20 protein-coding genes are annotated in these 25,835 nt (G+C 39.8%); 9 read left to right on the top strand and 11 right to left on the bottom strand.

Features of this window, described 5'->3' with window-relative positions:
- The first annotated feature begins 1 nt into the window (after nucleotide 1).
- A complete protein-coding gene (locus SKC36_RS04865; protein WP_459454306.1) occupies nucleotides 2-748 on the top strand; it encodes a LytR/AlgR family response regulator transcription factor in 747 nt (248 codons plus the stop codon).
- Here the strand turns inward: SKC36_RS04865 and SKC36_RS04860 are convergent, their stop codons facing one another.
- From SKC36_RS04860 to SKC36_RS04825, 8 genes are all read right to left on the bottom strand, one after another.
- A complete protein-coding gene (locus SKC36_RS04860) occupies nucleotides 749-2,758 on the bottom strand; it encodes a TonB-dependent receptor (RefSeq protein WP_459465001.1) in 2,010 nt (669 codons plus the stop codon).
- A complete protein-coding gene (locus SKC36_RS04855; RefSeq protein WP_459464999.1) occupies nucleotides 2,758-3,522 on the bottom strand; it encodes a hypothetical protein in 765 nt (254 codons plus the stop codon). Before SKC36_RS04855 ends, SKC36_RS04860 begins: the two co-directional genes overlap by 1 nt.
- A gap of 22 nt (nucleotides 3,523-3,544) precedes the next feature.
- Nucleotides 3,545-4,309, bottom strand: coding sequence for a glycosyltransferase family 2 protein (locus SKC36_RS04850; RefSeq protein ID WP_459464997.1), 765 nt, complete (start codon nucleotides 4,307-4,309; stop codon nucleotides 3,545-3,547).
- A 1-nt stretch (nucleotide 4,310) separates the two neighbouring features.
- Nucleotides 4,311-5,582, bottom strand: coding sequence for a glycosyltransferase (locus SKC36_RS04845; protein ID WP_459464995.1), 1,272 nt, complete (start codon nucleotides 5,580-5,582; stop codon nucleotides 4,311-4,313).
- Nucleotides 5,579-6,682, bottom strand: coding sequence for a non-hydrolyzing UDP-N-acetylglucosamine 2-epimerase (wecB, locus tag SKC36_RS04840; RefSeq protein WP_459454311.1), 1,104 nt, complete (start codon nucleotides 6,680-6,682; stop codon nucleotides 5,579-5,581). Before wecB ends, SKC36_RS04845 begins: the two co-directional genes overlap by 4 nt.
- 31 nt (nucleotides 6,683-6,713) lie before the next feature.
- Nucleotides 6,714-7,937: a glycosyltransferase family 4 protein gene (locus SKC36_RS04835; RefSeq protein WP_459464993.1), complete on the bottom strand. Its 1,224-nt coding sequence runs from the start codon at nucleotides 7,935-7,937 to the stop codon at nucleotides 6,714-6,716.
- The gene (locus SKC36_RS04830; protein ID WP_459464991.1) at nucleotides 7,934-9,430 is read right to left on the bottom strand and encodes a lipopolysaccharide biosynthesis protein; all 1,497 of its coding nucleotides are present in this window, start codon (nucleotides 9,428-9,430) and stop codon (nucleotides 7,934-7,936) included. Before SKC36_RS04830 ends, SKC36_RS04835 begins: the two co-directional genes overlap by 4 nt.
- A 61-nt stretch (nucleotides 9,431-9,491) precedes the next feature.
- Nucleotides 9,492-10,595, bottom strand: a complete 1,104-nt coding sequence (locus tag SKC36_RS04825; protein WP_459464989.1) for a glycosyltransferase — start codon at nucleotides 10,593-10,595, stop codon at nucleotides 9,492-9,494.
- A gap of 109 nt (nucleotides 10,596-10,704) precedes the next feature.
- Here SKC36_RS04825 and SKC36_RS04820 point away from each other — a divergent pair, with 109 nt between their 5' ends.
- A complete protein-coding gene (locus SKC36_RS04820) occupies nucleotides 10,705-11,634 on the top strand; it encodes an NAD-dependent epimerase/dehydratase family protein (RefSeq protein ID WP_459464987.1) in 930 nt (309 codons plus the stop codon).
- 204 nt (nucleotides 11,635-11,838) lie between these two features.
- Here the strand turns inward: SKC36_RS04820 and SKC36_RS04815 are convergent, their stop codons facing one another.
- A complete protein-coding gene (locus SKC36_RS04815; protein WP_459454316.1) occupies nucleotides 11,839-12,540 on the bottom strand; it encodes a class I SAM-dependent methyltransferase in 702 nt (233 codons plus the stop codon).
- 2 nt (nucleotides 12,541-12,542) lie between these two features.
- Nucleotides 12,543-13,655: a tetratricopeptide repeat protein gene (locus SKC36_RS04810; RefSeq protein ID WP_459464985.1), complete on the bottom strand. Its 1,113-nt coding sequence runs from the start codon at nucleotides 13,653-13,655 to the stop codon at nucleotides 12,543-12,545.
- Nucleotides 13,656-13,748: 93 nt separating this feature from the next.
- Between SKC36_RS04810 and SKC36_RS04805 the strand changes: the two genes are divergently transcribed.
- From SKC36_RS04805 to SKC36_RS04780, 6 genes are read left to right on the top strand one after another with little or no spacing between them, the layout of a single operon-like run.
- Complete coding sequence (locus tag SKC36_RS04805) at nucleotides 13,749-14,993, top strand: M16 family metallopeptidase (protein ID WP_459464983.1); 1,245 nt, start codon at nucleotides 13,749-13,751, stop codon at nucleotides 14,991-14,993.
- Nucleotides 14,993-15,472, top strand: a complete 480-nt coding sequence (gene ispF, locus SKC36_RS04800; protein ID WP_459454319.1) for a 2-C-methyl-D-erythritol 2,4-cyclodiphosphate synthase — start codon at nucleotides 14,993-14,995, stop codon at nucleotides 15,470-15,472. The genes SKC36_RS04805 and ispF overlap by 1 nt, the downstream gene beginning before the upstream one ends.
- A 3-nt stretch (nucleotides 15,473-15,475) precedes the next feature.
- Nucleotides 15,476-17,725: a RelA/SpoT family protein gene (locus tag SKC36_RS04795; protein WP_459454320.1), complete on the top strand. Its 2,250-nt coding sequence runs from the start codon at nucleotides 15,476-15,478 to the stop codon at nucleotides 17,723-17,725.
- 49 nt (nucleotides 17,726-17,774) lie between these two features.
- The gene (locus SKC36_RS04790) at nucleotides 17,775-18,260 is read left to right on the top strand and encodes a Fur family transcriptional regulator (protein WP_109322291.1); all 486 of its coding nucleotides are present in this window, start codon (nucleotides 17,775-17,777) and stop codon (nucleotides 18,258-18,260) included.
- Between the two features lie 21 nt (nucleotides 18,261-18,281).
- Entirely contained in the window at nucleotides 18,282-19,562 is a 1,281-nt protein-coding gene (locus tag SKC36_RS04785) for an adenylosuccinate synthase (protein WP_459454321.1), read from the top strand.
- 7 nt (nucleotides 19,563-19,569) lie between these two features.
- A complete protein-coding gene (locus SKC36_RS04780) occupies nucleotides 19,570-20,217 on the top strand; it encodes a hypothetical protein (RefSeq protein WP_459464981.1) in 648 nt (215 codons plus the stop codon).
- A gap of 64 nt (nucleotides 20,218-20,281) precedes the next feature.
- On the opposite strand, the gene tsaD is transcribed toward SKC36_RS04780, so the two are convergent.
- Nucleotides 20,282-21,280, bottom strand: a complete 999-nt coding sequence (tsaD, locus tag SKC36_RS04775; RefSeq protein WP_459454323.1) for a tRNA (adenosine(37)-N6)-threonylcarbamoyltransferase complex transferase subunit TsaD — start codon at nucleotides 21,278-21,280, stop codon at nucleotides 20,282-20,284.
- A 69-nt stretch (nucleotides 21,281-21,349) separates the two neighbouring features.
- Between tsaD and SKC36_RS04770 the strand changes: the two genes are divergently transcribed.
- Entirely contained in the window at nucleotides 21,350-25,813 is a 4,464-nt protein-coding gene (locus SKC36_RS04770; RefSeq protein WP_459454324.1) for a translocation/assembly module TamB domain-containing protein, read from the top strand.
- The last annotated feature ends 22 nt before the right edge of the window (nucleotides 25,814-25,835 follow it).

Raw genomic sequence — 25,835 nt, 5'->3', positions numbered from 1 at the left:
TATGGAAAAGTTAAATTGTATTGTTGTCGATGATGAAAACATGGGCAGAAAGTTGTTGGAGGAAAACGTACGACAATTACCCTTTTTGCAATTGGTGGCTTCTTGTAAGAATGCTTTTGAAGCGATGGAAGTCTTACAAACTCAGTCTGTTGATTTAATCTTTTTAGATATCCAAATGCCAGGTATGTTGGGAACTCAGTTTTTACAAACCTTGAAGGACAAACCATTGACTATATTGGTTACCGCTTATGATCATTATGCCGTGGAAAGTTATGAATTAGATGTCGTCGATTACCTAATGAAACCAGTAAGTATCGAACGATTTAGTTTGGCTGCACACAAGGCTTTAGGTTTATTCCAAAATAAGAAAAGTAAGGTAGATGCAGGTAGTAGAGCTAGTTCAGTAGAAGCAGCCCCACAAGAAGATTTCTTTTTTGTCAATGTGGAGTATGCTTTGGTTCGTATTTCCATTCCACAAATCACCCACATTGAAGGTTTGAAAGACTATGTCAAAATTTATTTAGAGGGTGAAAGGAGGCCAGTGTTGACCAAGCTGACCATGAAGTCTATTGAAGCAAAAGTGATCAATCACTCATTCATGCGTGTGCACAAATCGTTTATTGTCAACATGCGAAAAATTGAATCCATCAAACAGCAGCGCATCAAAATAGGTACATTTGAAATACCTGTAAGTGATTCACATGCCAGTGAATTGATGGAAAAACTGAATTTTACAAGGCCTTCTTAATTAAAAGAAGCCTATTTTCAGTCCTCCTGAGAAGTTTCTTCCTGGAGAAGCATTGTAGTACCTAGCACCTACGGCATTGAGATCTGGACCAGCGCTGTATTTCTCGTTTCCAATATTATCGGCGGCAAGCCACAATTCCCAAGTATATTTGGCCATATTTTTGCGGTAGGAAATTTTGCTGTTCCACACTCTACTCGAGGGGAGAATGTCCGTATTGGCGTCATTCAAATAAATATAATCGCTCATTAAGAACTGCTGGTTCCAGCTTAAACCCGGTAAAATATTCCAAACAAAAAGTAAAGATTGTTGGAAAGGACTCGTTCCTGTTAAAAAATTACCGTTGTAGGTTTTACCTGCATTACTGTAATCTGTGAATCTGAAGTTTTGCCAAGTGGTGGCAGAAAGTACCTGTAAGAAGGAAGTAGGCGCCCACTGTAAACTAAGTTCCATACCTTGCTGGGTTGTTTTACCCACATTATCATAAAAGTCAGCTCCGTCTGCCGCTCTACGCAATACAATGGTTTCGTCCAAATTGAATTGATAAAGACTTAAGTCCCAGGTTAAGCGAGCAGCAGGACTCCAGCCTCGGTAACTAAGTTCATAATTCCAGCCTTTTTCAGCTCTCAATGAGCGGTTGATAACATTGGTAGAAGGTCTAATTTCAGCTATGCTGGGGGGTGAAAAACCATGGGCTACCTTGGCAACTAAATTCTGATGAGTACTTAGTCTTCTGACTATGGCTAAACGTGGAGAAAAAATACCTTCACTGGATTGGAATTCAGTCCAAAGTTTATTGTAACTACCGGCCAAGGTAAAAGCCCAATTTTTAATGCCATCGTATTCCAATTGAGTGAAAATGCCACCCTGTTGGACACGTGTATTTTGTTCAAATTGTAAGGTATCTTTTACCCCTTTGCGATTTCCATAGGTACGGCTATCAAATTGTCCCACTTGAAATTCATAGCCCAGATCCCAGGTAAATTGACCTTTCCCTGCGGCTTGTTTATAATGTATTACTCCACGGTTATTCAGGTTGGGTTCCTCTCGGAACTCATAGTTTCGGATGGTCGGATTTTCGATACTATTTACTTGAACAGCATGTATGGCATCCCAGGCCCAATTGGCATTCCAAGCATTGGAAACATGAGCCCCAACAAAATAACTTTTCAATTTAAAGGTAGCCATTTGCTCTACCGCACCTCGGTTAATTCCGGCGGCAGGTCTGGCTTGGATGGGGTTTTCTTGATACTGCTTTAAGGTTAATCCACCGGGAGTTTGGTAGGCTAAATCTCCATAATAGGCAATTAAATTGATGGCACCAGTGGTTCCAAAACTTTTATTCCATTCATAGGAGAACCATTGTTTTTTCAGGGCAGACTGATCTCGGTAGCCTTTTTGTTGCCAGAATGAAGTGTAAAAACGGTGTGAACTAGTGGCCTTGCCTAAGCGGATATCCCAAGATTGTTTATAGCCACCCAGGGAATGAAAAAGTTGCTGGTGCTGTACAGAGGGAGCTTGGTAAGCCTGACTAGACATCAATAATACGCCTCCTGTTCCCGCTCCATAAAGACCCCCACTTGGGCCTTTTGATACGACTACTTGTTGGAATTGCTCAGGATCAAGTAATGCAAAGTAGGAGTTGTTTCCAGCATCTGTAAAAGACATTTGATTCCAATATATTTTGACATTTCGTACACCAAAAGGAGCACGAAGTGAGCTTCCACGAATGGCTAAACGATAACTTCCAGGCGAGCGTTCTTCCATCCGAATTCCTGCTTGCGAATTTAAAGCGGGTAGGAAACTTAGGGCATTTCCAACGTTTAGTTTGCTTGAATCTAGCAATACGATGGCATCGGGAGAACGAAGTGGATTACGTTTTTTCTCAAAGGCTTGTACCTCTACCGTGGCTAATGTTTTGTTGGAGAATTCATCTTTATTTTGAGCCCAAGTTAAACTGGGGATCAGTAGAAAAGTACAAATCCGGATAATTAAAGTATGGTTGAATTTCATTAAAAATAATAGGTAAGGTAGCCTGAAAGAAAATGCACACTCGAAGCTGGAATGGATTTAGAATTTGGATTCGAGGATGAACCCAAGTTAAGCAATTCGTACATGAACGTTGCCCCGATTTGTTGGCGTTTATATTCTATTTTTCCTTTAAAAGATAAGTCATTTGCCGTACTCAATGTTTGAAAGGGTACACCTACGTATCGGCCAAATAAAGTAACTTCTCGAATGATGGGCTCAAATACCTGACCAGAGATGGCAAAATCATTTTTTCCTGGAATTTTTAATCCAAAGCCAGCTGTAATACCATGTAAACTGTATTTCTCTTCTTCAATGTATTTATAAGTTGGAGTAGAGATTCTTCTTGCCAATGATTTACTGTAAATGCTTACCATAGGAAAAAAAAACGGTTCTTCTTTTTTAGCTTTATGTTGCCATTTGATACCTATTTCTGCTTCACCTCCACGAAAGGCGGATTCTAAATTATTTAAATTGGTAGGCGCATTTTGAGGTTCAATGAAAGTATAGGTTTTTAGGTCCACGAGCGAATGATGTGTGTTCCCATATGTTTTAAGGCGGACGAAAAATAGTTTTTTGGAGTTGGGTTTTTGAAAGGTGATTTGAGTCGCAAAATCAACGGTTTGTTGATCTTCATACCATAAAATACGGCTACTTCCCACACTTGTTTCTAATTTAAACTTTTGCGCCCAGCTATTTTGGCAGGTAAAAAGTATTAAAAATAATATCAAGTAGCCTAGTCTTTTCATATTTCCGTAAAATTATAAAAGATTACCAGTATTTACCCTTTTTTTGCCAGGTAAAAACTAATCCTCTAATGGCAATAATCAGGTGATAATAGCAGGTAGTCCACCATCCATAATGCTTTTTAAGTATTTGAAAGCGTTCTTTCCAACTCGTTTTGAGGTTTTTTACAGAAGCTCCTCCCATTAAATATCGACAAATCGGATAATCGGTCTTCTTGATGTTATGGGCTAATTTCAAGCAATTAATTTCCCAATCGATGTCAGAACTCATTCGATATTCCATAGAAAACATCGGAGCTAATTCTCTTTTGGCGATAAAGGATTGATGACAAACCACCATGCCTTTTTTAAAGTCTTTCCAGCTGAGATTTTCGGGTAATTCATGGGGACTCACTTCTGAACGTAATCCGATGGCCTTGCCGGCAGGATTAACAAAAATGGCATCTCCATATAGGATATCGGGGTTATTTTGTAAATCGCGTATAATCTGACGTAGGGTATCTGGCCCGGCAAAAGTATCTCCTGCGTTTAAAAAATATACATATTTTCCTGTGGCTAGTGCCATCCCTTTATTCATGGCATCGTAAATACCTTTGTCTGGCTCAGAAACAAGGTGTGCGATTTGATTTTTATAGGCTTGTACCAATTCCAATGTACGATCTCGAGAACCTCCATCCATGATAATCAGTTCAAAGTCATCCTCTCGCTGAGAGAAAATACTTCGAAGGGTATTTTCTATAAAGGCTTCAGCTTGGTAGGTGACCGTGATGATACTAAGTAGTTTGGACATACTATAGGGATGTTTGGTAAAACTGAAGGTGCTTTTGTGCGATGATGGAGGCTTCGTAATGAGTTTCTACTTTTTTGCGCGCTTCATTTCCCAATTCTTTGGAACGAGAAACGATGAAATCTATTCCTTCACAAAGGTCCTCGGCTTGAATTCTCTCAGCCACATAACCATTTGTTTGATGATCAATCATCTCAGGTATACCGCCTACTTTAAAGCCCAGACAAGGGGTGCCGCAGGCCATGGCTTCCATGATGGTATTGGGTAGATTCTCTTCCAAGGAAGGGGTAATGAACATCTCGGCTGATTGATAGGCAAGAATCATGGTAGGAACATCTTGAATTTTGCCTAAGGTATGCAATGGTAAGGCCAGCGATTGCATAATTTGTGAATCTGAAATTTCACCCACCACCAGTAATTCGGTATTTTGAGCCTTATCAGGATGAAGATTCACCCATTGCTGGAGAGCCGTTTTCAACAATGAAAAGCCTTTTTCAGGCGCCGAAACGCGCATGGCTACAAAAAGCAAATAGTGCTTACCAGGCTGTAGTCCCAGCTCACTTTTGGCCCTTTTTTGATCACCCGGCTTGAATATTTGTAAGTCGATGGCATTGGCGATGGTTTTTATCTTAATACCTTTTAAAATACTGCTAGACTTGGCTCGATGACCTAACCAATCTGAGCAGGTGATGATGTGCAGGTTTGGGTACTGAAATTGCTTTACTTTTTTAGACCATAATTGATGAGATAGATCATTGGATGCGGGCTGGGCTAAAAACTTACAGTTGCCACATGCACTTTCATATCCCTGGCAATTTCCACTATGGTGACACCCACCAGTGAAAGTCCACATATCATGCAAGGTCCAATAAACAGGTTTATTTATTTGTAAAATTTTTTCAATGGTGGCAATAGATAAAAAACCGAAATTTACCCAATGCAAATGGATGATATCTGCCTCTAATAAAGCAGGATGTTGGGAAATATCTTGTCCAAAAATCCCAGGATTAAATAGAAAACGGATGGATTTATCTCGCTCAAATCGAGCGAAGTAAAGTCGCTCAGCAACAAATCGGGCAAATGCCATCCATTTTTTCCAAACAGAACTTGCTAGCGAAATACTAGGGCCATTTCCAGTTTTTTCTTGGACTAAAGTAGTCACTTGATGGCCAGCTTTTTCTAATGCATCATGTAATCGACCACAGGCAATCGCCGCTCCGCCATTGTTATTATGGTAAGAGAGTAAGACGATTTTTAGAGGTCGGGGTGAGTTCATGAATGAGGGAACAATTGATGAATAATCGCCGCAATTCTTTCTGCCGTATGTCCATCCCAAAGCGGAGGAACTTCCCCTTTTTTGACTTTACCTTGTAAAATATCCAATAATGCCGCGTAAGTCTTTTGAGGGTCTAAATCAGCCAATAATTGGTTTGTCCCCAAAGTGACAGTAATGGGGCGTTCTGTACTATCTCGGAAAGTCAGGCAAGGAATTCCTAAATAGGTGGTTTCTTCTTGTATTCCGCCTGAATCTGTTAGGATAGCGGTGGCATTGGACATCAACTGAATGAATTCTAGATATCCCAAAGGTTCTGTTAGAATCAAATTAGGGATCTTATTTAAGCGGTCCGATAATTTAAATTTATCGATATGCGCCCTAGTTCTCGGGTGAATAGGGAATACTACTTTCGTTTGAGCGGTACTTAATTCCAATAATTCCAAGATGGCAAGAAGCCCCTGTTCTGTATCTACATTGGCTGGACGATGCATGGTTACGACAATGTAGTTTTTGGCTTGCACCTGCAAATCGGCCATGATACTACTTTGTTTTGCTTTTTCCCGATACCGCTCCAAAGAATCTATCATGACATTTCCCACAAAAAAAACTCTTTCTGGGTCAACTCCTTCTTTTTTAAGGTGTTGCATGCCACTTTCTTCCGTAACAAATAAGTAGTTAGCCACCGAATCCGTTAAAATTCGATTAATTTCTTCGGGCATTTTTCGATCTCCACTCCGTAAGCCAGCCTCTACGTGCGCTAAAGGAATATCCATTTTAATAGCCACTAAGGTGCATGCCAAGGTAGAGGTAACATCTCCCACCACAATGATTAAATCGGGCTTTTCTGCTTGAACTATGGGTTCAAAGGCCAGCATGATTTTAGCCGTAACCTCAGAATGTGTACCACCGCCTATTCCTAAAAAGAAATCAGGTTTAGGTAGTTCTAATTGAGTGAAAAAAACATCACTCATTTTGGCATCAAAATGCTGTCCAGTATGTACAATTTTAGATTCCCAGCCCTCCATAGCCTGTATGGCACGGTGTAGTGGTGCTACTTTCATGAAATTGGGCCTGGCACCTACAATTTGTAATACTTTCATGTGAATTTTTGTCGAATGATTTATTAAAAAATTACCGCTTATTTTGACGTTCTATGGCAAATTTAAAGGCTTCCATATAATTACTCAAAACGCTATGAATATTGATTTCTTCCTCAATGATATTCTTGGAAGCAATTCCCATGGACTTAATTTTATCAGGATGTTGGAATAAGTCAGAGATTACTTCCACTAAACTTGATAAATCTCCTGATTTAAAATATCGACCATTGATGCCTTCCTTGACTAATCTTTTCTCGGTTCCGTCGGCAATGGAGCATACCACGGGCTTTCCGAAACACATGGCTTCGTTGATGGATAAACCACCCATTCCGGCTAGCACGTAAATACCCGCTGCCAAGGTGATTTTGCCCAATTCTTGCATGTCATAAATACCTCCCCAAAAGTGAATATAGGCATTGGCTCCTAAGCTTTCTACCAGTTGTTTTAGCGAAGCCATTTCGGGGCCATCTCCTACAATATGTAATTCCGTTTCTGGAAATGTTTTTTTAAGCTGAACAGCCGCATGAATAAGTAGATCAACCTGTTTCCATTTCACCAATCGCCCTACATGCAATAATCGAAAAGCATGCGATGTGGGTAATCCTGCTTTTTCGATGGCTGCGTATTGCTGAGCTATAAAATCTGTATCAGGGGAATTAGCCGTCACAAATACTTTTTCAGGGGATACTCCATAGCTTGCATGGATGTTTTTAGCTTCATCCAAGTAATTTATGTGGGCATCCACTAGGTTAACAAAGCGCTTTCTACTCTCTCTCACCATCCAATATTTAAGATAGGCTAGTAAAGACTGGCTTTTTTGATGCTGCTGATTGTTTTCAGTAATACCGCCGCCGCTGACATAAAAAGAAATGGCCTCTTGATAAGTAGGCACCTGAAATGGGATTTCTTTTGAAATGAGTGCGATTTTATGTTTTCTTAAAAATCGATACCATGAAGGATAAAATACATAGGCCAATTGGTAAGGCCAATTCACCATTAATACATCTGGTTTTTCCTGAAGTATGAGTTCCTTTAAACCTTTAAAGAATTTTTTGCCATAATAGGTAGTGTATTCCTCCGCATAAATCACCTTGAATTCTATTCCGCTTTTACTTTCAAATACCCCTGCCCCCAAGGTAGCACCCTCGCCAGAAGGTACAACCACCACCACTTCCACACCAAATTCATGCTGTAATTTATTCAGCACTAAGTTGTAATAATGAGGCAGGCCACCGGCCAGGGACATTAATTTCATTTTTTCAAATAATTTTTAATCAACTGCTTCATGTCTGGACTTAAATTCAATTTCCAAGCAGCCAATAGAAACAAAGCACTAACACTGAAAGTCTTTAGACTAATATTTAAAAACCAGCTTATCCACTTTTCTCCCTCAATGGTAGGCAATTGGCTGACTAATAGGTAAATGACTCCACTGACTAATAAGATACCCAAGGTGCGAATTTCAAAGGGTTGCAGTCCCATTTTGTACCAAATGAATACAAATTTGATGGTATTATAAATGAAGAGAGCCAACAGACTCGCTAAAGCCGCTCCATTAAATGAGTAAAGTGGAATAAAAATAAGGTTCCCCACCACCACAATGCTCGCCAAAATAATGTAAAAAAGTAGGTCGTAGCGGTAAAATTTAGAATTAATTAAAATTTCTGAATTCAAGCCTGTTCCCATATCGATGATTTTACTAATCCCCACCATCAAGACCACCCATCTCCCTGTTTCGTAAACTTCACTTCTAGGGATGATTTGATAGATTTGATCCAAGTTTAGCCAGACTAACAGAAATAAAAAACAACCGACCAACAGTAAGTTTAGGGATGATTTTTTATAGATTTCTTCTATCTGGCTGTTGTCATTTCGTTTCCAAGCTTGGGCTAAGAGGGGCGTAGAAATCGCGGCAATCACATTTCTAGGTATGGCAATCATTAAGGCCATGCGGGAGTTAATATCAAAAATAGCCGTTGTGCCTAATCCCCCTGCGTAAGCTGGCAACATGATTTTTTCTACATGTTGTATCAGTGTGAAACTGGCCCCCGCTAAAATAACCCAGGCACCGTATCCTACCATTTCTTTAAAAATGGGCTTTCTCAAAAATGAAAAGTCCATTTTGGTATAAAATCTTTTTAATTGTTTGATGTAGAGTAAAAGTGTCACAACGGCTAGAATATACGAAACCGTGATTCCTTGAACCAATTGATGGAAATTTAATATGCCCCATCCATATGCGACAATTAATAAGGCATTGGCGATTCTTAAATATAACTCTCGAATGATGGCCGGAACGACTATCCTTAAATGTACCCTAGCATAGGATTCCAATACACTCATGTAGAGAAAACTTGCCGTTAACGGGATGATGTAATAAAAATAGGTAGGCAAAAGGGGCGAGTTTTCAGCGTAAAACTGGTTGAATAGGCCCCTCAAGGCCACATAGCCCAGACTGAATAAGCCAAGTCCTAGGAGAGGAGAAAGTAAGAGAAAAGTAAAAAAGCCTCCATGCTTATTTTCCGGATTATCAAAATGGGGAAAAAACCGAACAGCTATATGAGGTATACCAAAGTGCGTAAAGGAAGAAAATATCAGAGGAATACTGACCAAAGCCCCAGCGATTAAACCCACTTCAGCTTGGCTTAGAAACTTATTATACAAGAAAATGACATTGAACGTCCCGATGGCCGTACCCAAATAGGTAACAATAGAGCCTTTTAAACTTTGTCGGATGACGATCCCCATGCGATTTTTTTTGAATAATCAACAAATTTACACATTTGCCTTCATTGAATGAATTCAATTGTTAAGACAATAATTGTTTAATCTTTTGGCTTAATTTGCCTACTTCATAATGTTCCAGCATATGTTTTCTGGCAGCCATGCCCATTTGTTGGCATAAATCTCTTTGAGAAGCCAATCGAATCAAGGCATTTCCCATGGAACTTACATCATGCTCATCTACTAAGATGCCTGTTTCTTCCTCTATTACTGCTTCTGGAATACCGGCATGTCGAGTGGAAACAATGGCCAAACCTGTGGCGGAGGCTTCTAAAATGGCTACGGGAGTCCCTTCTGAGTCACCCGATGGAGTCACCACCGAATGTTGAATAAAGGCATCTGCCGCTTGTAATAGAGGTAAATATTCTTCTGGCGACTTAGCCCCTAAAAAGTGGATGTTATTTTCTAATTGATGCGCTTTTACATAGTCCTTAGCTTCCTGCCACAAGGGTCCATCACCCACCATGTTGAATTGAGCATCAGGAAATTGCTTTAGTAGTATTTCAAAGGATTTAATGCTGAGTAAAGAGCCTTTTTTGGCGGCAAAACGTGCCACTGAAATAAGTTGAAATGACGTATTTTGTTTCTTTTGTTTGTCTGGATAAAACTGATTGAGGTCTACGCCGCATGGTATCACATGTAAATTGGGCAATGGACCACAGATTTTCTCTAAGGTAGGTTTCATGGCAGAAGCCACAACAATGACGGCCTTGGCCTTGGGTAAGACCTTGGCATATTGGGGTCCATAATTTTCCAAGGTTTTGGTTTCATTGGCATCAAAGCCTAAAAAGACGATTCCGAATGGTATTTTTTCCGATTCACAAGCCTCGGAAATATGTGTCCCAAGAGGACCATAATTAGCCAAAAGAGCTTCTATTTGATTATTTCGCAGGTATTTACGTAAAAAATAGGTGTAGATTTTTTGGTATAAATCAGGAAAAAGTCGACGTAAACTACCCCGTACTAGTAGTTGATTCAGAGGAAAAGGATAAATAGAGCCACCTTTATAAAGTCTAGAGGGTTGCCAACCTTCATAAAGAACCGAGTGTGGTTGAAGCTGTTTGATTTGCTCATCAATGAATGTTTCGGAATAAGAAAAGTAATTTGATCGAGCAATTAATAGCTTCATCGAATGGGGTTCGAGGTGAATGAATTAACGAAAATACGAAATTATTTTAAAGCCATCCCGACTAGGTTAATCAAATCTTAGCTCTATTTTTGCAAGGCATTTGAAAGGTATGGAAAAAATATTACTCATTGGTGGAGCTGGTTTTTTAGGATTGAATTGGATTCAATTTTTAGAGAAACAAGCACCCAAGAATGAAGTTTCCTTGACCGTATTGTCTCGGCACCACCATCCTGATTTGAAGCGATTTCCGGAGATAACTTGGGTGAAAGGAGATTATGGCGATAGAGGGTTGTTGGAAAGCCTATTTCAAAAAGAAAAATTTACGCAGGTATTTCATTTTGCTAGTACCATCGTACCAGCTACATCAACCCAAAATGTATCGGAAGATTTAGAGGCTAATCTCAAACCGACCATACAATTGTTAGAAGTGATGAAGCAGTTTGATTGTCGCTTTTTACTTTATTTATCTTCTGGTGGGGCTGTTTACGGGAATGCAGGTTTGGAAGCTCTTCATGAAAATCATGCTTGTCGGCCTATTTCTTCTTACGGCATCATTAAATTGGCTGTTGAGCATTTTATTCAGCTTTATTCCAAAATCCATCAAATTGATTACCTCATACTACGCTTGTCTAACCCATTTGGATATTTTCATCATTCGGATCAACAAGGCGTTATCAATATTGCCTTAAGAAAAGCATTGCGTGGAGAGACCTTCACGGTTTGGGGAGATGGTAGCCAGACCAAAGATTATATTTTTGCTGAGGATATAGCCAAAGCCATATTTCAATTATGGCAGGCGGGTCATAAAAATGACACCATCAATATTGGCTATGGTTCAGCCATATCCTTATTAAGTATTTTAGAAAAAATCAAAAGCTTAATCCCAAGCTTTCAGGTTGCTTTTAAAGAGGCTAAACCTACTGATGTTCCCCATGTTTATCTAGATGTACAGAAATTGGAATCCCTCATTTTTTTTGAAAGAACTCCTTTTGATGAGGCTTTGGAGAGAACTTGGAAATGGGAAAAAAGTAATTTATAAGCTTTCGTTCATTCCCTTTCGCTGGGCTGTCCGACGAGATTTTGAGCTTCCTACCCCTAATCACTAAAACCCAATCACTAAACCCTAAACCCAATCACTAACCCCTAACCCCTAAACCCTAAACCTTAATCACTAACCCCTAATCCCTAATCACTATATTTCTATCTTTCAATTGGTGATTCCAACAAATACCTAAAAATGAGATTATAATTTCTTTGCTACTAATATAAAGGTACAGGCATCTTCTCTTCTGGATTTATTACCTGCAATTTTGTCAAAAAAGATAATGAAAGGTTGTAAGAGCATGGACCAAAGTGGACGAATGGCTTTGGGGAATTTAAATAAAAGTCCATCCTGGAATAATTGAAGTCCCATGGATGAGCGGGATAAGATTCCTTCAAAATATACGATTTCAAAGCCAGCCTCTTTTACAATCTTCTGCAAACCTGTGGAAGTCCAGCGCCAAAAGTCCGTAGGATCTGGATGAAACATCCAATAGCCATGAGTAGAAAGTATTAATTTGCCATCCTTTTGTAAAATGCGACAAGCCTCCATTAAATAGGACTTGGGATCTTCCACATGCTCCAAAACTTGGGTGGATAAGACAAAGCCTACACTTTCATCCGGCATGTCGATGATACCTTTGGGGTCTACCACCACATCAGCCTTGGTATTGATGGCTAAATCTAAACCGATGTATTGCTCTACAAAAGGTCCAAAAAGTGGCTCATAAGGTTTGTTACCACAACCGTAGTCGGCCAAAAGCTGATGAGGGGCATTTTTCACGAATAGTTCGATGACCCTTTCTAACTGCTTCCTAAGTTGAATCAGGTAATAATATCGGGCTGACATCCTTCCCCAAATTTTGGGATATAAACGTTCAACTCCAGCTTCTCTACTTTCCATAATTACAATAGTTTGGATAAGCGATGGTACTCATCCTGCGAGTTTTTATATTCAATATACTCCTTCGAGAGGTGTAAGTATTTTTTTGCTTTAGCCTTTTGGCCCGACTTATGAGCGATACGGCATAATCCTAAATAGGCCAAACCTCGGATATCTTTGGTGAATCTTTCCTCAAAGGGATATTGTAATGCCTTGAGGTAATGTGCTTCAGCTTGAGCCATTTTTCGTTTGCCAAATTCATCTGCGATACCTCTAAATACCCATGCTGCACCGGTAAAATAAGGGATCTTTAATTTCTCTAATTTATCAAGGTAAATTTCTCCTTCCTCAAAATTATGAGTCAAGGCCAATAGTTCTGCTCTTTGAAGGATGAAAAGATGATTGCTTGGAAAATCTTCTAAAAGGGCTTGGTTAAGTGGAAGAGCTTTGGCCGGCGTACCCTCGTATTTATTGTATACATAACCTAAATAGAAGCGCCCTTCATTCTTCACAAAGATGGTTTTGCGGGTACTTTGTTCTAAGAAATTTAAGCCAACCCGTTTATTCCCTTCTTCAAAAAAGACCATTAAGGGTTTAATGACAGGGTGCAATTCCGGGTAAACGATGCGGTAATAATTGTATATACCTGCTGAATATAAAAATTCAGGTTGCTTATCCGTATTTTTTAGGGCAATCTTTAAGAAGGAATATGATTTCCGCGTGTGAGAAACGGCCTTCATGAAGTTCTGGTTATCTGCTTCATAGGCCGCCAAAAAACCCGTAGAAGAAATGCAAAAAAAGACGGCTTCTAAATCATTTTCATTTTTTTCAAATGCAGCTTCCGCTAATTCAAAACTTCTTTCCAAATAAGCCAAATAGGCTTTGCTCTGATTTGGATGATCTTTTAAGGGGAAATATTGTTTTTCCCATTGCATGGCCAATAATAAATAACTACTTGGGTGCTTGGGGTATTTAGATTTTAGGGCATTGAAGTCGTCCGTGGATTCTTTGAACTCATGGTTATACATGTGGTTCAATCCATTTGAAATCCATTCTTTTGCTTGATTATCGGATAAAATTTGTCCAGAAATATTCCAAGATATAAGCCAAAAAAGGACCAAAAATATTCGCCACATAAATACACGGTTGAATTGCAAAAATACGTAAGTACTGTGGTTTTTGGGCCTAATTTTTTACTTTTGTTTCTATTTTATAATTAAACTTCCCGAATGATTTCATTTCAAGAATTTACCTTAGACAATGGCTTACGAGTTATCGTACATGAAGACCCCAGCACAACCCTAGCTGTGATGGATGTGATTTACGATGTGGGCTCCCGAGATGAAGATCCCAGCCGGACAGGTTTTGCTCATTTGTTTGAGCATTTGATGTTTGGAGGTTCGGAAAATATACCAAATTACGATAGTCCTTTGCAGCGAGTTGGAGGCGAGAATAATGCTTTTACTACGCCAGATTTGACTAACTATTACATCAGTTTGCCATATCAAAACTTGGAAACAGCCTTTTGGTTGGAGTCTGATCGTATGAAGCAGCTGGCCTTTAACCCTAATTCTTTAGAGGTTCAAAGAAAAGTTGTGATTGAAGAGTTTAAACAACGCTATTTGAATCAACCTTATGGTGATTTATGGTTAAAGTTTAGGCCATTAATTTACCAAAAGCACCCCTATCGCTGGGCCACCATTGGGGCAGATATTCAGCATATTGAAGATGCTAGTTTAGAAGATGTTAAGGCCTTCTTTTATAAACATTATGTACCAGCTAATGCAGTATTGGTGGTGGCAGGGAAAGTTCAGTTGGAAGAGGTTAAAAATTTAGCAGAAAAGTGGTTTGGTCCTATTCCGGGTGGAGTGAAGCCTTTACGCCAACTGGTTCAAGAGGATCCTCAATTAGAAAATCGCCACATGGAAATTACAGCCCAAGTTCCTTCTGATCGAATCTACAAGGCTTATCCCATGGTAGGGCGTTATCAGCCAGGTTTTCATGCCATAGATATGTTGGCAGATTTGATGGGTAGAGGGGAGTCATCCTATTTGTATGAGCATTTGGTTCAAAATAATCGCATTTTTGATTCAATTAATGCTTACCAAATGGGATCTATTGACCCCGGAATCATGATTATTCAGGGTCAAGTAAGTGATGGAGTAGCTATAGAAGAAGCTGATCAAGCCTTGGAAAAGGTAATTCAAGGATTTGTTCAGTCCGGAATAGTGGAGCAGGCTTTGCAAAAAGTGAAAAATCAAGCGGAGGCGAGTTTAGTGTTTATGGAGGTGGAGGTTTTAAACCGAGCCATGAATTTAGCCATGGCGGCCAATGCCGGAGATCCCAACTGGGTAAATACGGAAGCTGAAAAAATTCAAGCCGTTTCTTTAGCTGAAGTGCAATCTTGGGCAAAACGCTTGTTTATTGACGGGAAATCGAATACCTTATGGTATAAGAAAGAAAAGAATTCATAATGAAGATACGTGTAGGACAAGGTTATGATGTACACCGCTGGGTCGAAGGTAGACCTTGTATTTTAGGAGGTATTGAAATTGAATCTACGAAAGGGCCCTTGGGTCATTCAGACGCCGACTTAGTTTGTCATGTGATTTGTGATGCTCTTTTAGGGGCAGCTAATCTACGAAATATCGGTTTCCATTTTTCAGATAAAGATCCGCAATGGAAAGGGGTTTCCTCCATTGCCTTGTTAACCCGTGTGCTTGAAATGATTCGTGAAAAAGGATGGCAAGTAGGCAATGTAGATGTGACCATCATTTTAGATCAGCCAAAGTTAAATCCCCATATACCTGCTATGCAAGCTAATTTAGCTCAAGTAATGGCAGTGGAATTGGACCAGATAACCTTGAAAGCAACCACCTCTGAAGGAATGGGTTTTGTTGGAAGAGGAGAGGGAATATCGGCCATGGCAGTGGCTCTAATTACTGCTGAGTAAGCTATGCCTATCAATTTAGAAAAAGAAAGATTAGAGATTTTAAAAAGGTATCGCAAATTGCTGCGAACAGCCAAGCCTTTTTTAAAGGATGATGATGCCAAACAAATAAAAAAGGCCTTCTTAATTTCGGCGGAGGCACATAAGGAAATGAGGAGAAAATCCGGAGAACCTTATATTTATCACCCTTTGGCTGTAGCTCAAATTTGTGTGGAAGAGATTGGATTGGGAACCACATCCATCATCTCTGCTTTGTTGCATGACGTAGTTGAAGATACCGATACAACCTTGGCCGATATTGAGAAGGATTTTGGGCCGAAAATCGCCTCCATCATTGATGGCTTGACCAAGATCTCAGGGACTTTTGAGTATGGGACTTCCCAACAAGCGGAAAATTTCCGCAAGATGTTATTGACCTTATCTGACGATATTCGAGTGATCTTGATTAAGTTGGCGGATCGTCTACACAACATGCGGACTCTTTCCAGCATGGCCAAGGAGAAGCAATTAAAGATAGCTTCTGAAACCATTTATTTATATGCTCCTTTGGCCCACCGTTTGGGTTTAAATGCTATTAAGACAGAATTGGAGGATTTAGGTTTGAAATATACCGAACCCGAAGCGTTTAAGGAGATTGCCAATAAATTGACAGAAAACAAACGGAACCGGGAAAGTTTTGTCGATCATTTCATCCGTCCTATTAAAAAATCACTGGATGAATTGCATTTGAATTACACCATCAAAGGAAGGCCTAAATCCATTTATTCGATTTACAATAAGATCAAAAGCAGTAATACTCCTTTTGATAAAATCTATGATTTATTTGCTGTAAGGGTGGTGATTGACGTACCCTTGGAGAGAGAAAAAGCAGACTGCTGGGAAGTCTATTCCATTGTAACGGATCATTATCGTCCCAATCCTAGTCGATTGAAGGACTGGGTGTCAACCCCAAAATCCAATGGATATGAGTCCTTACATACCACGGTGATGAGTTTGCCTTATGGCAACGATAAGGAGGGCCGTTGGGTGGAAGTACAGATTCGTACCAAAAGGATGGATGAGATAGCCGAGAAGGGGGTTGCTGCACACTTTAAATACAAAGGAACAGATACGCGCACCAGTCAAGCTTTTGAATCCTGGTTAAGTCAAGTTCGAGAGGCTTTAGAAACTAATGACAAGAGCCAGTCGGCCGTGGAACTAGTAGATGATATCAAAAACTCCTTGTATCATGAGGAAGTTTTTGTGTTTACACCGAAAGGGAAATTAGTGGTTTTGCAAGTGGGTTCTACTGCCTTGGATTTTGCTTTTGAAATTCACTCGGAGGTGGGGGCCAAATGTATTGGGGCTAAAGTAGGAGGAAAATTGGTGCCCTTGTCGCATAAACTGAGCAATGGAGACCAAATTGAAATATTAACTTCTTCCAAGCAAAAACCTTCTGAAGATTGGTTGCGCATCGTGACTACCACGAAGGCAAAAGCCCGGATTAAGGATTTCATCAAGGAGGAGAATAAATCGCACGTTATTAAAGGGCGTGATTTAATTGAGCATCGATTGAAGATTTTGGGATATCCTAGTTTGACTTTGGAAATCACCAATCAGCTACGAGCATATTACAATGCCAAAGATGCCAATGACCTTTTTTATCGATTTGGGAAAGGCTACATCGCTATTGAGCAATTAAAACATTGGAAGTCCGACAAGGAAATGCACGAGCGGAAGCAAGCAGAGAAGGCTATCCAGGTGCCCATTGTTGATAATAAGAGCTTCACCAAGGAGATGAAACGCGTGCAGCATGATCGTAAAGATGCTGATATTTTGTTGATTGGTGAAGATATGGATAAGGTGGATTATACCTTAGCCAAATGCTGTAATCCTATCTCCGGAGATGATGTATTCGGTTTTGTGACCATCAATGAGGGGATTAAAATTCACCGTACCAATTGCCCTAATTCTCCCGAATTGCTATCAAGACATGGTGATCGAGTGATTAAAGCGCAGTGGGCCAGTCAAATAGCCATGTCATTTGTGGTGGACTTGGTGATTCGTGGAATTGATCGGGTGGGATTGGTGAATGATGTGACTCGGGTGATATCCGATGAACTAAAAGTGAATATTACAGCCCTCAATATTGGAGTCAAAGATGGGCTTTTTGAGGGGCGAATTTCCTTAATGATTCAAGATACTGACCACTTAGTTGCCCTCGTAGGAGAATTAGAACGAGTGGCAGGAGTAATTGAGGTAGCTAGGGAAGAATAATAGCTTTTTTCAGTTTTTATAGCTTATTTTACGTCGTTTTTTTCGCTAAATGTCCACAGAAATAGATAAGTTCGATTCGGTTAAGAAAATTTTCACAGCCTACTTGGAAAACAAGGGTCTGCGCAAGACACCCGAGCGATTTGCCATCCTGGAGGAGATTTATTTACGCGACGACCATTTCGATGTGGAAGAGTTATACATCTCCATGAAAAATAAGAAATACCAAGTTTCTCGGGCCACGGTGTATAATACCTTGGACGTCTTGGTAGAATGTGATTTGGTGGTAAAGCACCAATTTGGACGTAATCAAGCTCAGTTTGAGAAGTCTTATGGACGCAGGCAGCATGATCATTTAATTTGTACAGATTGTCATAAGGTGACGGAGTTTTGTGATCCTCGAGTTCAAACCATCCAGAGTTTAGTGGGAGAGATGTTGCACTTTAATGTAATGCACCATTCCTTGATATTCTACGGATCATGTACCAACAAGAATTGTGAACACCGCGCTAATTTCCAAGCGAGGTCTCAAGAATAGAAGATTTTAAAAATAGTTTTTATGGCAGTTGATGTATTATTAGGCTTACAGTGGGGTGATGAAGGGAAAGGGAAAATTGTAGATGTTTTAGCACCTCGTTATCAGGTTGTGGCGAGATTTCAAGGAGGACCCAATGCGGGCCATACCTTGGAGTTTGATGGTTTTAAGCATGTGTTGCATCAGATTCCATCGGGTATTTTCCGTCAGGAAGTACAGAATATTATCGGAAATGGCGTGGTTTTAGATCCCATCATTTTTAAGAAGGAAATCGAAGGATTAGCGCATTTTAACCTTGATTTGAAGAAAAACCTGGAAATCTCCAAGAAAGCGTCCATCATTTTGCCTACGCACCGTTTGTTGGATGCTGCTTATGAATTAGCCAAAGGAAAAGAAAAAATTGGTTCTACCCTAAAAGGAATTGGACCTACTTATACAGACAAAATTTCTCGTCAGGGATTGCGTGTAGGTGATATGATTTCGCCTAATTTCTCCGAGAAATATAAGGCCCTAGTGGATCGCCATAAAGCGATTTTGGATGTGTATAAATTTGAATATGATTTGGCGGAAGCTGAGGCGGCATTTTTTGAGGCCGTGGATTTCATGAAGCAATTTGCTTTAGTTGATTCCGAATATTCGGTTAACAACGCCATTAATTTAGGCAAGACCATTTTAGCGGAAGGAGCTCAAGGTTCATTATTGGACGTTGACTTTGGTTCTTACCCATTTGTTACTTCTTCCAATACCATTACGGCGGGAGCTTGTACCGGTTTAGGGGTAGCTCCTAAAAACATCGGAGAAGTGTTTGGTATTTTTAAGGCCTATGCTACACGTGTGGGATCAGGTCCATTCCCAACCGAATTAGAAGATGAAGTGGGAGAAGCGATGCGTCAAGAAGGTCGTGAATTTGGTTCTACGACCGGTCGTCCTCGTCGATGCGGTTGGATTGATTTACCAGCATTGAAATATGCCATGATGATTAATGGCGTTACGCAATTGATCATGATGAAGGCGGACGTCCTAAATATTTTTGAAGAAATTTTGGTTTGTACTGCCTATGAAATGCCCGATGGCACCGTGACAGATCAAATTCCATTTGAGATAACCGATATCAAGGTAAAACCTATTTATGAAACCCTTCCAGGGTGGCATTGCAGTTTAGAAGGAATGCGTGATTTTAATGAATTACCTGCTGAATTGACAAATTACATTGCTTTCTTAGAGAAACACTTGAACTTACCGATCAACTTCATTTCTACAGGCCCAGATCGTGAGGCTTGTGTTTTAAGAGGATCATTGGCATAAAAAGAACATGGCTTCGGATCGAATTGATTTGGCAGAATTGTATAAGTTCGATGAGATTTACTGGATTCCAGCAGATCGGCCTAGCATTCCATCCGAAGCTTCTGTTTTATCTGAGCCTGAGCCTCTAGCAAGTCAAGAAGTAGAGCTCCCGGTTGCCACCTTTGCTCCTCAGGTTGAAAAGGAGACTAATTCCACTCAAGATAAAGCCAGTATTCCATCTGGTCCAGGTCTTCAAGCAAGCTTTGTAGAAAAAATCGTTACTGAGCCGACAGCCCCTCATGAGGTTTCAACAACTTTGCCGACTGTCAATTGCCGTTTGGTCGTAGTAGGGAAAATCAATGCCACAGAAAAAGAGCGTTTGCAATTAGTTTTATCGGCTTCTCCGGTTTCCCTTCAAGCGAATGATTGGCAAATTCTAGAACCCATGGAAACCTTCACATTGGACGAATTCGTGGATGGTACCCACGCTCAATGGTACGTGTTTTTAGGTGATCAAATCCCCGCTTGGAAGGAACAATTATCAGAAGGAAAAATCATCAGTCGGGTGAACAAAAAGGTGTATCATTTCCCTCGACTAATATCCAGCTTAAAAGACTCCGAAAAACCATTGAAATTAGCATTTTGGAATGCTATGAAAGAAATTGTCAATGGTTAAGCTTACATATTGGCATTTCTAGCCAGATTGAATATTTCGTCCAATAGATCATTAACCGTTTACATTACATCGCCATTCTTGGCAGCGGACTTACATCTTGACCACAGAAAATACCTGCTTCTGCTTTAAAATGTCCCGCCATGGCAATCATACCAGCGTTATCAGTGCAATAGGAAAATGCTGGAATAAAGACATCCCAATGCTGTTGAGTCCCTAATGCTTGAATACCATTCCTAAGTCCGGAATTTGCAGCTACTCCACCAGCAATGGCAATTTGCTGACAGTTTTTTTCCTTCATGGCTTTTTTGACCTTGCGCAGTAACATGTCGATCAATGTTTTTTGAACCGAAGCACAAATGTCCGCCTTATTTTCTTCAATGAACTGTGGATTATTCTTTTGTTCTTTTTGTAAAAAATAGAGAATAGCCGTTTTAATACCTGAAAAAGAAAAATCTAGTCCCGGCATTTCCCCTAAAGGAAATGAGAATCTATTGGGGTCTCCTTCCCTAGCTAATTTATCAATCATGGGGCCACCTGGATAGGGTAGACCTAGGAGCTTAGCTGTTTTATCAAAAGCTTCCCCCACGGCATCATCCTGGGTCTCACCAATGACTTCCATGTCCAAAGCACTTTTAACCCAAACCAGCTGCGTATGACCACCGCTCACGGTTAAGCAAAGGAAGGGAAATTGGGGTTTAGGCTCTTCAATAAAGTGGGCCAACACATGGGCTTCCATGTGGTTCACTTCGATCAATGGAATTTGTAAACTTAGTGCTAGGGCTTTAGCAAATGAGGTACCAATTAAGAGGGCGCCCAATAAACCAGGGCCACGCGTAAAGGCAATGGCATTCAGTTCATTTTTGTTTATATTTGCTTTTTGCAGAGCCTCCTGTACAACAGGTATGATGGATTTTTGATGAGCTCTGCTGGCTAATTCCGGAACTACTCCTCCCCATTGGGTATGGATTAGTTGAGTGGATACAATGTTCGAACGAAGTTCTCCGTTTACCATAATGGCAGCGGATGTTTCGTCGCAGGAAGATTCAATGGCCAGTAGTTTCATAGGGATTTAAAACTCTGCAAAAATAAGGCAAAATATGCCGTAATCGGTGGTTTTTCTGAAAAAGAAAATATGATTAAAGCAACCAAAATCTTCGCTAAATCCATTCTTTACGGTTTGGTGGGGATTTTTTTGTTGTTTTTTTTGCTAGTCTTATTACTGCGTGTCCCTGCGAATCAAACGCTATTAGCCCAATATTTTGCTCCCAAAATAGAGAAGGCAATCGGCTATCCACTCACAGTTCGAGCCATTCAACTCAAGTTTTTTGATGAAATAAGTTTTTGGGGTTTGCGTGTCAAAGACCCTTGGGGCAAAGAAATGATCCATATTGAGCGATTGGATATCAATTTTAATCTTTCTGATATACTCTTCCAAGGAAGTAATCCACATTTGGATTATGCCCGTTTGTATCAACCCAAAGTACACCTGATTTTCGAAAAAAAATCCGGAAAAATGAATTTGGATGAATTTATTGTACGGATTGACCATTGGTTAAATCCAGGTCCTAGCGTAGCTGGCCCCAGCTCTAAATTTGAAATTTTAGATGCCGAAGTGGTGGATGGCTCATTTATGTTGGATGATCAACAAATTAAAAGTGAAGCTACTTCCCGACATTTTGATCTAAATCACCTCATTTTTACCCACATCAATGCCAAGGTAAAGGACTTTTTTGTACAAGGAGATACCCTAGGTTTACAAACCATAGGTCTGAAGGCTTTGGATCCTATTAGTGGTCTGAATATTAAGTCATTGGATACCAAATTCATGTATGCTGATAAGCAAATGCGCTTTGATCAATTGAATTTATTTTTCAATGATTCTCAAATAAAAAATCAGATTGTTTTTGACTATTCAAGTACCCAGGACTTTAAGTCATGGAACAAGAAAGTCAGAATGAAAGCCTATTTTGATAATAGTCAAATTCGCGGCGAAGACTTAGGTCGATTTGTCTCTGATATGTACCAATACAAAGGCATGTATAAATTGAAAGGCAATTTAGATGGCCCTGTTGCCCGTTTAAATTTGAAGAATTTTGAAATGGCCTTCGGTAGTAAAAGTGTACTCCGGGGCGATTTTAGTTTCCAGGGATTGCCAGAAATTGATAAAACGGTGATGAATTTTGACATGGTGAATTCCCTTTTTCACCCGCAAGACCTACAAGTCTTTTTGTCCAAATCTGCCGTGGAAAAAATGAATATTTTGGGGCCTGTTTCCTTTGGAGGGAAGTTTTCAGGAACAAATAAGGATTTCTCCACCTCGGGTAAATTAAATACAGGTTTAGGCTATATGGAAGGAGATGTCATGATGAATTTAAGTGATTCCATGGCTTTTTCTAAGTACCAAGGGAAGTTAAAATTGAAGAAATTTAAACTGGGTAAATTGTTCAGTTTGGAAGAATATTTGGGAACGATTGATTTAGAAGCGCAGGTAAAAGGTTCTGGATTTTCTAGTAATTCGGCTAAAGTTGATTTTGATGGGCAAGTTTCGGAAATCAATATTAAACGCTATGCTTACCGAAGAGTAAGTTTAAAAGGGAATTTACAAAGGCAATTATTTAAGGGATTGGTATCTGTTAAGGACAGTAATTTATTGGCCCAAATGACAGGTGAAATTAATTTGCGTCAGGAAAAACCAGTCTATAATTTGGAAGGTCGTATTGACCATGTGGATTTAGGAAGGTTGCGAATTACGGATACTCCCATGCAGTTGGTGAGTGATTTTCAGGTAAATATTGCCATGAATGATTTGGATGATTTGGAAGGTAGGGCCACATTCTCCGAAGCGATTTTAGGAACACCTAAGAAGTTGGATTTACCCATTCACCTACTGACTTTTAGTTCTGATTTGAAAGGGCCTAAAAGACATTATCGTTTGAATTCAGACCTGATTTCAGTGGAGGCTGAGGGGGATTTTGTTCCTTCTCAATTGCAAAAAGATTTGAGCCAGTTGTGGGAGGAATACACCTTGTATTTCACTAAAAACGAGGCGGAAAGAGCTGCTTATTATGCCGCCAAATCCCATGAAACGAATCGGAAATATGTGTCCGACTTTACGGTAATTTGCCATGATGCTAAACCCATTTTGACCCGATGGTTTCCTACCATAGACCTAGCTAAAAATACAGTTTTCTCAGGAAGCGTCAATAAAGGACGATCTGTTTCCTTGAGTTTAGAATCTTATCCTGACACCTTGGTATTGGGTGGATATAAGTTTTATCAATCCATTTTTTCCTTCCAAAGTTCGAAGTTCTTAGGAGGCCCAGAGGTTTCTAGTAGCTTGGTATTCCAGTCGAGAAGGCAGCATCTGAACTTCCTAACCCCTACGGAAAACTTAAAATTGGATGGTCTTTGGGATCAAGATCGAATCAATTTCGAATTGGATTTTAAGCAACAAGGTGACGAGAATTTAGCACATTTAGGTGGTGTTTGGCGCTTTGAAAAGGATGGTTTATCGCTCCGTTTTAAAGATACGTATCTTAGGATTTTAGGGCAGGATTGGGCTGTAGATCCAGAAAATAAAATATCCATACAAGGTAAGGAATTGCATGCTGAACACTTTTTGATTTCGAATCAAAAGCAATCAATTGCCTTGCAAGGAAGCTTGTCCATGGACTCCACAGAAACATTAAGGCTTCGAGCCAATAAGTTTCAACTGGGGACATTGGCACCCCTATTTTCACTGAAAGTACAAGGTGAATTGAATGCCGAAATTAATATCCAAGATTGGTACCAACACACGCGTTTAGATACCTGGTTGTTGGTAGATTCTTTGCATTTGAATAAGTTTTACATTGGAAATTTGCAAGGTGTAGGAAGCTATAATGCCGACTTGAAAACCATGGATTTAAACTATCATTTAAATCGATTGGGGGAGTCAGTTGTGGAGGTTAATGGTACTTATAAGCCTTTTGAAACTAGGAACAAACTAGATATTTCTGCCGAGTTAAATAAGACAAATTTGAGTATTCTGGAACCCTTTACCCAAGGGGTATTTTCTGGTTTGGCTGGGGACGCCTCAGGTAAATTAAAGGTTAGAGGCACCATCGAAGACCCAGATATCCAAGGAAAGATCGTGCTTCAAAAAGCCAAATTATTTTTTGATTACTTGAAAACTAGCATGGCTTTTTCAGATACGGTTGAGTTTAAGACCCGTCAAATCATAGGCCGAAATTGGAAGATTTCAGACCCAGAAGGTAATACAGCTAAGTTAAATGCAAACTTTGTTTTTCCAGTAGGAAGTCCTTTTGAAATGAACATTGAAGCCAATTTGAATCGCTTTAAATTATTGAATACACAGCGTGACCCTACCTCATTTTATTATGGAACGGGGTATACCTCTGGCCCGATATCCATTCGAGGAGCCTTGCATGATTTGTTGATTACTGCCGACTTAAAAAGCGAAAGAGGAACTCGTTTATACATACCTTTGGATAGAGAAAGTAGTACCGAAAATGATGAAGACTATGAGTTTTTTAGTAAGTCTTTGCAAGTAGATTTGAATGCCAACACGCAGCAAATAACATCTAAATTAAAAGAGGGTGGCATTAGTTTGGACTTGGATTTGGCCTTTACCCCAGAAGCCTATGGCGAAGTTCAAATTGATAAAAAGAAGGGAGATTTGATGCGAATTTATGGTACGGGAAATATCAATATGACCTTAGATAAAAAAGGTCAGTTTAGGATGGTGGGAGATTATGCCATTGATCAGGGAGACTATACTTTTACCTTACAAAATTTAATCAATAAGCGATTTGCTATCCAGCGAGGATCAAAGATTTCTTGGACAGGAGATCCTTTGGAAGCAAATGTGAATATTAAAGCAATTTATACGCAATATGCTTCATTATTCCCTATCTTATTAGACACCACGAATAAATCGAACTTGCCTGAGTTTAAAAGACGTTATCCCGTGGATGTGACAATCAACTTGCAAAATAGACTTTTATCGCCCAATATTTCCTTTGATATAGGTATTCGTGATTACCCCAAAGATGTTCATTTGAACGGAGCTGTTACGGCATTTACGAACCGAATAAAAACGGATGAACAAGAGCTAACCCGACAAGTCTCCAATGTCTTATTGTTTGGGCAATTGGTTTCTCCATTTGGAGGAAGTGGTATCGCTTTGGGTAATTTGGTAGGAAATTTTACGGAGATGTTATCGAATCAATTGAGTAATCTGGCTTCACAAATCAATAAAGATTTGAACATCGATGTATACTTAGGAGGAGGGAATTTGAACCAAGATATTTTATCCAATTTACAATTAAGGGCCTCATACAATGTGAATGATCGCTTACGAATTACTCGAAGCGGAGGTTTCACTGATGCCCGAAATCAAACGAGTCCTTTGATTTTATTAGGCGACTGGGCCTTGGAATATTTTGTAAAACGGGATGGTTCACTCCGTTTAAAAACCTATAATCGAAACGTTCAAACTACCCTATTGGGGTCATTAAACTCCTATCAAATCAACCAAACACTTGGGGCTAGTTTACTCTATAATCGTAGTTTCAATAAGTTGTTTGGAAAGTGAAATTAATGTAGAATGTAGAATG

This window comes from Aquirufa sp. OSTEICH-129A, from assembly GCF_054558355.1.
This window is presented reverse-complemented; position numbering and strand designations above follow the sequence as displayed.